Source organism: Glycomyces albidus, from assembly GCF_009451885.1.
GTDB lineage: Bacteria > Actinomycetota > Actinomycetes > Mycobacteriales > Micromonosporaceae > Glycomyces > Glycomyces albidus.
On the sequence record NZ_WIAO01000032.1, the window covers coordinates 42,726 to 53,708 of the forward strand.

At 72.8% G+C, this 10,983-nt stretch carries 8 protein-coding genes; 6 read left to right on the top strand and 2 right to left on the bottom strand.

Features of this window, described 5'->3' with window-relative positions:
* The first annotated feature begins 84 nt into the window (after positions 1–84).
* Positions 85–777: a hypothetical protein gene (locus GFD30_RS20780; protein WP_153027091.1), complete on the top strand. Its 693-nt coding sequence runs from the start codon at positions 85–87 to the stop codon at positions 775–777.
* A gap of 348 nt (positions 778–1,125) precedes the next feature.
* A complete protein-coding gene (locus tag GFD30_RS20785) occupies positions 1,126–3,882 on the top strand; it encodes an AAA domain-containing protein (protein WP_153027092.1) in 2,757 nt (918 codons plus the stop codon).
* On the opposite strand, the gene GFD30_RS28075 is transcribed toward GFD30_RS20785, so the two are convergent.
* Together GFD30_RS28075 and GFD30_RS20795 are read right to left on the bottom strand one after the other, a co-directional pair.
* On the bottom strand, positions 3,872–4,624 hold the full coding sequence (locus GFD30_RS28075) for a ComEA family DNA-binding protein (RefSeq protein WP_153027093.1): 753 nt from the start codon (positions 4,622–4,624) through the stop codon (positions 3,872–3,874). The two genes, GFD30_RS20785 and GFD30_RS28075, sit on opposite strands and share 11 nt — an antisense overlap.
* Positions 4,579–6,018, bottom strand: a complete 1,440-nt coding sequence (locus tag GFD30_RS20795; protein ID WP_153027094.1) for a protein kinase domain-containing protein — start codon at positions 6,016–6,018, stop codon at positions 4,579–4,581. Before GFD30_RS20795 ends, GFD30_RS28075 begins: the two co-directional genes overlap by 46 nt.
* Before the next feature lie 476 nt (positions 6,019–6,494).
* On the opposite strand from GFD30_RS20795, the gene GFD30_RS20800 reads away from it, so the two are divergent.
* The 4 genes from GFD30_RS20800 to GFD30_RS20815 all read left to right on the top strand — a co-directional run bounded on the left by GFD30_RS20800 (position 6,495) and on the right by GFD30_RS20815 (position 10,900).
* Positions 6,495–7,124 (top strand): DUF4272 domain-containing protein, encoded by a 630-nt coding sequence (locus GFD30_RS20800; RefSeq protein WP_194202044.1) that lies wholly within the window; start codon positions 6,495–6,497, stop codon positions 7,122–7,124.
* A 36-nt stretch (positions 7,125–7,160) separates the two neighbouring features.
* A complete protein-coding gene (locus GFD30_RS20805; protein WP_153027096.1) occupies positions 7,161–8,252 on the top strand; it encodes an adenosine deaminase in 1,092 nt (363 codons plus the stop codon).
* Positions 8,253–8,273: 21 nt separating this feature from the next.
* Positions 8,274–9,512 carry an amidohydrolase family protein gene (locus GFD30_RS20810; protein WP_153027097.1) on the top strand — a complete coding sequence of 413 codons (1,239 nt, stop codon included), beginning with the start codon at positions 8,274–8,276 and terminating at the stop codon, positions 9,510–9,512.
* 749 nt (positions 9,513–10,261) lie between these two features.
* Positions 10,262–10,900, top strand: a complete 639-nt coding sequence (locus tag GFD30_RS20815; protein ID WP_153027098.1) for a class I SAM-dependent methyltransferase — start codon at positions 10,262–10,264, stop codon at positions 10,898–10,900.
* Positions 10,901–10,983: the final 83 nt, after the last annotated feature.

Sequence of the window (10,983 nt, forward strand, 5' to 3'; positions counted from 1 at the left end):
GGTAGTCGACGGCCCCGCATATCTTCACGTCGAACTCAAGAGCACCGTCCGACCCGAGAAGCGGTGCCGCACAGAAAGCAGCCAATGAACACGACATTCGGACCCATCCGCCGCGTTCTCGCCGTCGGCGGCATCGCCCTCGCCGGCACCGTCGCCCTGACCGGCTGCGGCCTCCTCGAAGACTCGGCCGACGACGGCAGCACCGAGGTCAGCGGCGAGCAGGTCGACGCCGTCGCCGAAGCCGCCGCCGGCGACTGCCTGCCCTACGAGGTCCTCAGCGACGACCCGGCGGTCTTCGAGGTCGACTGCTCCGGCGCCGACGCGTTCTGGTCCATCACGAACATCGTCGCGGACCCGGGCATCACCGCCGAAGGCGGCGACATCGCCGACCCCCAGGCCGTCTACGACACCTGCGGTGAAGAGGTCGGCGCCTACCTGCCCGGCAAGGCGTGGACCGACTGGAACATGATCTACGACGTGACCACCGGCAACGTCGACTACCTGTTCTGCATCGAGGCGCTCGACCAGCCGAACGCCGAAGGCAAGACCCCCGTCACCCCCGACACCGGCGACTGCATGTCCAGCAGCGACACCGAGTGGTACCAGGTCGACTGCGCCGACGCCGCCGCCGACACCACCGTCACCGAGGCGATCACCTTCGACGTCGCCGAGTGGGCCGCCCCCGACATCGAAGGCGCCACCGCCGCCTGCGCCGGCTCCTACTACGAGCTGACCGACCAGTTCGGCCGCACCAGCGGCGTCCTCTGCGTCGAGTAACAGCACTGCCGATCAGCAGCGCTGCCGAGTAGCGGCACTGTCGGATCGCAGGACTGTCGGATAGCAGCACTGCCGTTCAACGACACCGTCGTATAGCGACACAGTCGTATAGCGACACCGTCGAGTAGCAGCACCCGGACCCCCGCGAGGCGATCGCCCGCCGCGTGACCCGGGTCGGGACCGCCGCTCCCGCAGGGGAACCCGTCCCCTGCGCGAACCGGACAGGCCCCGGGGCACCTCCCGCCCCGGGGCCTTCCGCATGTCCGGGGACCGCGCCCGGGGCGCGATCCGCCGGGCCGCGCCGATTTCGCATGCGCCCGGCCGGACTCCCGGCCGTACACTGCCGCCATGAGCCCTGCCCGCATCCTGGCCGCCCTCGCCGACCTCGCGCCCGTGAACAAGGCCCCGGCCGCCGAGTCCGAAGAGGTCGGCCAGAAGGCCGTCTGGGACGGCAGCCTCACCACGGTCCCCGGCGCCGCCGAGCTCGCCGCGCACGACGAGCTCCACCGCGACGAGCGGCTCCTGCGGCAGGGCTGGGGCGTCGTCACCGGGGTCCTCGATTCCGGCGGCAGGCGCCGCCGGGTCGCGGTCCCGCTCGTCACCCGGCCCGTGCGCCTCGAAGTCGCGCTGGCAGCGCCCCACGACCACAAGATCATCCCCGCCGGCGACCTCGTCTTCCACCCGAAGCTCGCCGGCACCGCCTACGCGGAGCGCCTCGCCCGGGTCCTCTCGCCCGACCGGACCGGCGACGAGTTCCGCGACCCCGCCTGGCTCAAGGACGCCGCCGTCGCCGCCGGGTTCCCCGTCACCGCCGTCGCCCACCGCCACGACCCGGACGCCGCGGCCCCGGTCGTCCTGGCCCGATCCGTCGTCTACATCGCCGGGCCCCGCATCGAATCCGGCCCCATCGGCCAGAGCCTCCTCGAATGGTCCGGCCGCCCCGGCCTCGAGCGCACCGCCCTCGCCGCCGCCTACGGCACCGCCGACGCACCCGCCCCCGGCGACCTCGCCTCCGACGGCGGCACCGCCACCGACAGCGCTTCCGCCGACAGTGCTCCCTCCGACCCCGGGATCCGCTCCCCGCTGCCGCTCAACCGCGAGCAGGCCGCCGCGGTCCGCAGCGCCCGCACCGCCCCGGTCACCGTCGTCGCGGGCGCGCCCGGATGCGGCAAGAGCCACACGCTCGCCGCGATCGCCCTCGACGCCGTCGCCTCCGGGCGGTCGGTGCTCATCGCCACCCAGTCCGTGTACGCCGCCGACGTCCTCGCCGGGCTCCTCGACCGCCAACCCGGGCCCGAGCCGATGATGTTCGGCGACACCGAACGGCGCAATGCCCTCGCCCGCAACGAAGTCCCCAAGAAGGACGTCGAACTCGCCCGCCGCGGCGCCGCCGACGCCCTCGACCTCCTCCACCGCGTCGAGCACGCCATCGGGACCCGGCTCGACATGGAGCGCCGGCGCCTGCGCGCCCTCGACGCGCCCGTGTTCCTCCTCGACGACTTCCCGGGCCTGCGCGACGCCGACCTCGACGCCGTCGAAGCCGCCGCGGCACGGACCCGCGGCGAAGGCGGCTGGCCCTGGACCCGATGGCGCCGCCGCAGGGCCCGCCGGGAGCTCCAGCGCCTCGCCGGCACCGCCGCCGACTCCGCGGCCCTCCAGCGCTGCATCGGGATCGCCCGCGACGTCCAGGCCATGACCCGCCTCGCCGCCGAAGGCGGCCCCCGCCTCGAACCCCTGTGGCGCAGTGCCGAGCAGGCGGACCGCGACGCCGCCCAGGCGCTCGGCGCCTCTCTGCGCGCCGAGGCCGCGTCCGCCGAGCGCCGCTCCTCGAAGGCCGTCCGGGCCCTCGGCGAGTTCCTCGCCGCCCAGTTCCGCGGCGACCAGGCGCAGCGGCGCGCCGTCCTCGAGCACGTCGACATCGCAGCGCTCCTGCGCGCCGTCCCGCTGTGGATCGGCACCGTCGCCGACGCCGAGTCCGTGCTCCCGCCGAAGGCCGGCATGTTCGACCTCGTCATCGTCGACGAGGCCAGCCACGTCAACCAGCTCCGCGCCGCGCCCGTCCTCGCCCGCGCCCGCCGCGCCGTCGTCGCCGGGGACCCGCGCCAGCTCAAGTTCGTGTCCTTCGCGTCGGACGCGCGGCTCACCGAGGTCCTCGACCGGCACGGCCTGCGCGGCCTCGGCGCGCGCCTCGACACCGGCCGCGTCAGCCTCTACGACCTCGCCTGCGGCGCCGGGCCGGTCGTCGAGCTCACCGAGCACCACCGCAGCGTCCCGCACCTCATCGGGTTCTCCGCCGCGAAGTTCTACGGCGGCCGGGTCCGGCCCATCACCGCGCACCCTCGGGTCCAGCAGACCGACGCGATCACCCTCCACCGCGTCACCGCGCCGGCCGCCGACGCCCAGGGCGTCGTCGCCGCCGAAGCCGAACGCGCCGTGGAACTCCTCGCCGAACTCGCCGCCCGCGGCGACCGCGGCCTCGCCGTCCTCTCGCCCTTCCGCGCCCAGGCCGAGGCCGTCGAAGCGGCCGTCATGAAGCGCTTCGACCTCGAGGCCATCCGCGCCCACCGCATCCGCACCGGGACCGTGCACGCCTTCCAGGGCAGCGAATCCGAGACCGTCATCGCCTCACTCGGCGTCGCCCCCGGCGACCCGGCCGGGCGCAAGCGGTTCCTCTCCGGCGCGAACCTGTTCAACGTCATGGTCACCCGCGCCCGCGAGCACCTCCACGTCGTCACGGCGCTGGACGCGCCCGGCGGGCTCGTGGGGGAGTTCCTCGACTACGCCGACCGTGCGCCGGGCCCGATCCCCGGCGACGGCGCCGAAGGCGACTGGGCCGTGAAGCTCGCCGGCGCCCTCTCCGGCGCCGACGCCGCCGTCAGGCACGGATACCCGGTGGGGCACTGGAAGATCGACCTCGTCGTCGGCGAAGGCGACGCCGCGTTCGGAGTCGTCTGCGGCGTCCACCCCGACGGCGTCCGCGCCCACATCGAACGCCAGCGGGCGCTGCGCCGGGCCGGGTGGCGGCTGGTCGACGCGTTTCCCTCGACCTACGGCGACGACGCGTCCCGGGCCGCGGTCGCCGTGCTCGCCGAACTCAGGGGATGAAGACGCAGTACTCGCGCAGGTGGTGCTCGAAGGTCGGGCTGATCTCGATCACGAGCATGACCTCGCCGAGGCTCGCGAACGGGCCGGACCGCTCCACCCACTCCTGGATCTGGCGGGCGCTGCGCTCGGTCACCCCCGGCAGCGAGGTGAGGACGTGCAGGGGCGCGTGGTTGACGTCGACGAGGCCGCCGTCGTCGAACTGGCGCGGCAGGTCGGGGCGGCCGATCGCGAGGCGCTTGGCGAGCATCGGGTCGGCCTGGGCGGTGCGGCGGGCCTGGTCGCGGAGTTTCCGGGCCCGGTCGAGCACTTCGGCGTTCGACAGGTGCGCGACCGGGACCTGCAGCCGGGCGGGCGCGGCCCACACCTTCGACCGGATCACCAGCAGGTGGGCGGTGCCGCCGACCGAGGTGATGCAGACCGACACGGTGAACAGGATGTTCGCCCACTCCGGCGGCGGGTACTCGTACGCGCCGATCGATCCGCACCCGGCGATGATCAGCGCGGAGTGGAGGACCAGGGCGGCCACGGTCAGGTTGTCGCGGCGGCGGCCCATCGCGATGCCGAACGACACGGGTGCCGCGAATCCGCAGGTGAGCAGCGGGGCGAACGCCCACGCGTAGGTGCCGACCCGCCCGAGGCGGTACCGGTTCTGCTGTTTCCTGTGGTCGACGGGCGGAGCATAGGGACCGGGGGCGGTCATCGAGGAGGACTCCCAGGCGAGGCGGAGGGCGGCGTCGGCCACCCGGGATTCGCCTGGGGCGGCGCGGACCAGGCCCGCAGCAGCCGTTCGGCTTCGATGGTATCGGCATCGGCCGGGCCGAGCGCGGCGGCCATCTCGGGGACGAGGCCGGCGAGGCGCCGGTGCGCCTCGGGGCCGCTGCCGACGGCCACGAGCATGTCGACCTCGATCCGGCGGGACCGCAGGACCGGGCGGGCGCGTTCGCCCATGAGGCGCCGCTGGCGTTCGATGACGCTGGAGAGCCCGGCCAGCGCGCTCGCGGCGTTCCCCATGGCGGCCAGGCATTGCGCGGCCCTGACCTGGCAGTGGAGGGCGAGGGCGGGGTCGGGGGTCTCGAAGTCCTTTGCGAGCGAACGGAACGCGGAGAGGGCGGTGCCGTAGTCGCCGGCGGCGTAGGCGCGGTCGGCTTCGGCGATGCGCTCGGCGGCGCGGTCGGTGGCGGGCACCGCGCGGAGTTCGGCGGCTTCGGCGGCGACCCTGGCGGGTGCGAGCGGGGCGCGGAAGGGCCAGGTGGGGTCGCCGCAGTCGCGCACGGGGGCCTTTCCGGGGGGTGCGGCGGCGAGGAGTTCGATGAGGCGCAGGTAGACGGCGGCGGCGTCCGATCCGCGGTCGGCGGGCTCCTTCGACAGGAGCCGGGAGACGAGCCCGTCGAGGTCGGCGGGGAGGTCGGGTCGTTTGCGGCGCACGGGTTCGGGGAGTTCCTTCAGGTGCGCGGTCTGGACCTCGTAGGCGGAGCCGCGGTCGGCGAAGAGGCGTTCGCCGGCGGCCATCTCGTAGAGGAGCGCGCCGAGGGCGTAGAGGTCGGCGGCGGGTCCGGCGGGCTGGGCGCGGATCTGCTCGGGCGCCATGTAGTTGAGGGTGCCGGGTTTGTCTCCGGTGGCGGTGAGGCGGGCGGCGTCGAGGTCGAGGACGGCGGCGATGCCGAAGTCGACGACGTGGACGAGGCCGGCGGGGCCGACGATGATGTTGGCGGGCTTGAGGTCGCGGTGGATGACCTGCCTGGCGTGGGCGGCTTCGAGGACGGAGGCGAGCTGGGCGCCGATGGCGAGGGTCCAGTCGGCGGGGAGCGGTCCGGCTTCGTCGAGGAGGTCGCGGAGGTTGAGTCCGGGCAGGTAGGCCATGGCGAGGAACAGCTCGCCGGAGTCCTCGTCGAGTCCGGCGTCGAAGATGGCGGGGACGCCGGGGTGTCCGATCTGGGCGGTGACGCGGGCTTCGCGGCGGAACCGGGCGGCGGCCTCGTACCGCTGGGGGCCGTCGAGGAGGTCGGGTTTGACGAGCTTGACGGCGATCTCGCGGTCGAGTTGCTGGTCGACGGCCTGCCAGACGCGGCCCATGCCGCCCGCGCCGATCGGGCGGACGAGCTGGTACCGGCCCGCGACGACTTGGAGACTGCTCACGTGTCAAGGATGCCTGGGGGCGGCGGCGGTGCGGTGGCGCCGAGCGGTCCCCCTGGATCGTGGTTTCGGCACCTGCGCGGCCCGGTCGGTGTGACATGGACCGTGCCGCATCGATATGACGGGGAGGGCCCGCCGGCTCTGACCGATCGACTCAGTGATCCCCGTCACTCGTTGCGTACCCGCGAGTAGGTTTCGGTGCTCCGCGTTCGAACAGGTGTCGAATGGCTGCTGTCACAACGCGGTCAAAGCGCCCCTCCGGACACTTGCGACTCGCGACCCGGTCGATGAAACACCTGCGTAACCCAGGTATGGAACCCGTACTATTTCTGTCGCCCGCGTTGACTCGGCCGTGTGTCGGACGCTACAGTTCTTCACAACCACCCCCTCCGAGCACGCGCACTCACCCCCACCGGTGAACCCCAAAAGTGGTAGGGAGCCCCATGCCGACGGTGACCTCAGATCCCCGAACCCTTCGTATGCGCACTGTGGACGGCCTCAGCGCGCTCGGCATACCGGCGCCCCCCGCGCAGTTCCCCCTCCCGTTCCCGGAGGGCCGGCTGCCCCGGCTCCGCCCCCGCGGCCACGTGGAGGCCCGCGCCGCGATCCTCAACGTCGTCCAGGCCCGCGTGTTCGACATGCCCGAAGAGCTCGCGATGCGCTGGCTCCTCGACGCGCACGTCCTCGACCACCTCGCCCCCGACGAGTGGGGGTTCATCGCGTGCGGGCGCGGCGACCGCGCCCGGTACGCCGACCAGCTCGAGAGCCTCTACACGGTCGCGTGGCTGCTCGGCCTGGTCGACCACCTCGACCCGGCCGTGCCGTGCTCCGAAGAGCTCCCCGAGCTCCTCCCGGACCTGCGCCGCCCGGAGTCCTTCGGCGCCTGGCGCGACCGCCAGCTCACGCCGACAAGGGATCCCGCGGTCGTGGCCGAGATGCTCGACCTCTACTACTGCCTCGACTGGGTCTGCGACCAGTCGCGCCGCACCGGGCAGCCCCTGCCGCGCGGCCTGGACGACAACCTGGTGTGGCACCGCCGCTGGGCCCTCGAGTGGGCCGTGGTCTTCGACAACGAGCGACCCGTCCACTGGGACGAAGTCCGCCTGTGAGGGCCGCCCGCGAAACCTCCTGACTATATTCATGGGATGAATCCCAAGGCTCTCACCCACGATCAACTGCGCGCGGCCCCCAAAGTGGTGCTCCACGAGCACCTCGACGGCGGCCTGCGCCCGCAGACGCTCATCGAGATCGCCGACGAGATCGGCCACGAGCTGCCCGCCACCGAGCCCGGCGCGCTCGCCGACTGGTTCTTCGAGTCCGCCGACTCGGGCACCCTCGCCCGCTACCTCGAGACCTTCGACCACACCATCGCGGTGCTCCAGCGCGCCGAGGACTGCTTCCGCGTCGCCTCCGAGGCCGCGCAGGACCTCGCCGCCGACGGCGTCGTCTACGCCGAGCTCCGGTACGCCCCCGAGCAGCAGCTCCGCGGCGGCCTCAGCCTCGAGGAGGTCGTCGAGGCCACCCTCGCCGGCTTCGAGGAGGGCGAGCGCCTGGCCGCGCAGGCCGGGAACCCGATCCAGGCCCGCACCATCCTCTGCGGGATGCGCCACGCCGACCGCACCCTCGAGATCGCGAAGCTCGCGGTCGCCTACCGCGACAAGGGCGTCGTCGGCTTCGACATCGCCGGCGGCGAGATCGGCAACCCGGCCGAGGCCCACGTCGCGGCCTTCGAGCACCTGCGCCGCGAGAACATGCCGTTCACCATCCACGCGGGCGAGTCGTCCGGCCCCGAGTCGATCTGGGGCGCGGTCGCGGTCTGCGGCGCGAACCGCATCGGCCACGGCGTCCAGCTCATCAAGGACATCGACCTCACCGGCGACGGCGCGAAGCTCTCGAACCTCGCGCACTACATCCGCGACCGCCGCATCGCCCTCGAGGTCTGCCCGTCCTCGAACCTCCAGACCGAGGGCGCCGAGTCCATCGAGACCCACCCGATCAAGGAGCTGTACGACCTCGGCTTCCGCGTCACCGTCAACAACGACAACCGCCTCATGAGCCGCACCCACACCTCCCGCGAGTTCCAGCTCCTCTCCGAGACCTTCGGCTGGGGCTGGGCGGAGGTCAAGCGCTGCACCGAGAACGCGGTCAAGGCGTCCTTCCTCCACCACCCCGAGCGCCGCCGGATCCTCGAAGAGGTCGTCCGACCGGCGTACGCGGCGCTAGAGGCATCCGCATAGGACCTGAGTAAGCTCGGGACCATGCACGTTTACACCGCCCCTGTCGTCGTCCCGCTCGCGGGCGATCCGATCCGGGAGGGCGCGGTCGGGGTCGACGGCGGGCGGATCGCCTACGTCGGCCCCGCCGACGGCGCCCCGGAAGCCGACGAGACCACCGCCTTCACCGGCGTCATGACCCCGGGCCTGGTCAACGCCCACACCCACCTCTGCTACACCGCGTTCGCCGACATGTACGGCAACGAAAAAGAGTTCTTCGAGTGGATCCAGGAGTTCGCCCGGCGCAACCCCGAGACCGCCGACGAAGCCTGGAAGGCCTCCGTCCAGGAAGGCATCGACGAGTCCCTCCGCAACGGCGTCACCGCCGTCGCCGACATCGTCACCCCCGCGGCCGGCTTCGCGCCGCTCCTCGCCTCCGACCTCGCCGGCGTCGCCTACTGGGAGGCGTGCTTCATCGACGACGCCGCCTGGGAGGTCCGCCGCAGCGCCTGGCGCGAAGTCGTCACCGACACCCGCGCGGTCAACAACTCCGACGTCGCCGTCGGCATCAGCCCCCACACGCTCTACACGCTCGGCACCAACGTCGCCAAGGGCCTCGCCGAACTCGCCCGGACCCTCGACATCCGCCTCCACCCCCACCTCGCCGAGACCATGCACGAGGACATGTTCGTGCGCCGCGGCTCCGGCCCGTTCGCGTTCATGAACCGCCGCGCCGGCCTCGACCTCGAACTCGCCGACGGCGGCGCCGGGCACTCCCCGGCCGCCCAGATGGACAAGGTCGGCTGGCTCGGCCCCGACTCCCACGTCGCCCACGGCGTCCACCTCGACAAGACCGACCGGGAACTCCTGCGCGCCAAGGGCACCGCCGTGGCCGTCTGCGCCCGCTCGAACGCCCGCCTCGAAGCCGGCGAGCCCCCGGTCGCGGCCCTGCGCGCCGAAGGCAACACCGTCGCCGTCGGCACCGACTCCCGCGCTTCGGCCCCCGACCTCGACGTCGCCGCCGAATGGCCCGTCCTCCGCAGGCTCGCCCTCGCCCAGGGCGACGGCGGCGAGGGCCTCAACGAATGGCTCGTCCGCGCCGCCACCGAAGGCGGGGCCAAGGCCCTCGGGCGCGACGACATCGGCGTCCTCAAGGAAGGCGCCCGCGCCGACCTCGCGGTCTTCGACGTCGACACCGACGGCGACCCCTACGCCGCCCTCGTCACCGGCGCCGCCGGCAACTGCACCGCCACCGTGCTGAAGGGCCGCCTCACCGAGCGGTAGCACCGCTTCGCCGGGCGGCGGTCCATAACGCTTCGATCTCGACACTTGCCGAGCGGCCAGTGCGTCCGCAATGCTGGATGCGGCCCGCGGTGTTCACCCGGCCGTCAGTCCTGATTCATCGGAGAGGCCCGCCTCTCTGTGTATCCCCTGGAGAAGGCGGGGCGCGCACCGCGCGCCCCGCCGCCGCTTCCTCCCGGCCTGACGATGCCGGACTTGTAAGCCTAAACCGGCTCCAACCTCGGGATTCGGTCCCATCGTGACGACTCGGCCGCCTTCTGTGACGGCGCACACCTCCTAGTTATCGGATGGGTTACGCGCGATAACGGTTCGGTTTCATAGATCGACATCACAGCTTCCATGCGTCAAGGTAATGCTGTAGCGCAGACCGCACTCGGGGGATCTCTCAGCGTCATCCCAGAATGAGCCGCGAACCCCTGCGCAGGGTCCGACGGCACGAGGGAGGCGCAGTGAACGGATCACCGACCGCTCCGCCCCTCCTTGCGCCGCAAGCGGTTCCGACGGACCCCAGCGAAGCTCCCTCTCCGGGCGAGCGAGCGGCCACTCCCTGCTCCCTCATGGCCGCCCGCGACGTGTGAACCCCGCGCGCGCCCGATATAACCCCTTGATCCGCCGGGGCCCACACCGACAGGGCTCCGGCGGATTTTCTCTGCGCGGTGTGCGAGGCTGTCGAGGTGATCGAGGCGAACGAAGCGAATACCCCGCGTAAAGAACCCGGCCGGATCGCGGCGATGTTCGACCGCGTCGCGCCGGGCTACGACCGGGCCAACACCGTCATGGTCGCCGGCCAGGACAAGCGCTGGCGCCGCGCGGTGCGCGAGGCCCTGAGCCTGCAGCCGGGCGAGCGCTGCCTGGACCTCGGCGCGGGCACCGGCGTCTCCACCGTCGAGCTCGCCAAGTCCGGCGCCGACGTCATCGGCGTGGACTTCTCCCTCGGGATGCTCAAGGCGCACAAGGACCGCCAGGTCCCGCTCGTGAACGCCGACGCGCTGCACCTGCCGTTCGCCGACAACGCGTTCAACGCCGTCACCGGGTCCTTCTTCATCCGGAACGTCGCCGACCTCGACGCCTGCCTGACCGAGATCCGCCGCGTCCTCGCCCCCGGCGGCCGCATGGTCCTCTGCGAGGTCTCCACGCCCGTCTGGAAGCCCTACCGCAAGGCCCACGGCGTCTTCGTCAAGCACGTCCTCCCGAAGGTCGCCGGCCGCGTCGGCTCCGACCCCGACGCCTACCGCTACCTCTCCGAGTCCACCCTCGAATGGCCCGACCAGGCCGCCTTCGCCGACCGCATCGTCAAGGCCGGCTTCCGCAAGGTCGCCTGGAGGAACCTCACCGGCGGCGCCGTCGCCATGCACCGCGGCTTCAAGTAGCCCGAGACGACGCAAGGGGTGCCGCCCCGGCCTCGGGCCGGGGCGGCACCCCCTTGCGAATGCGAGGCCGCGGCCCGGCGGGG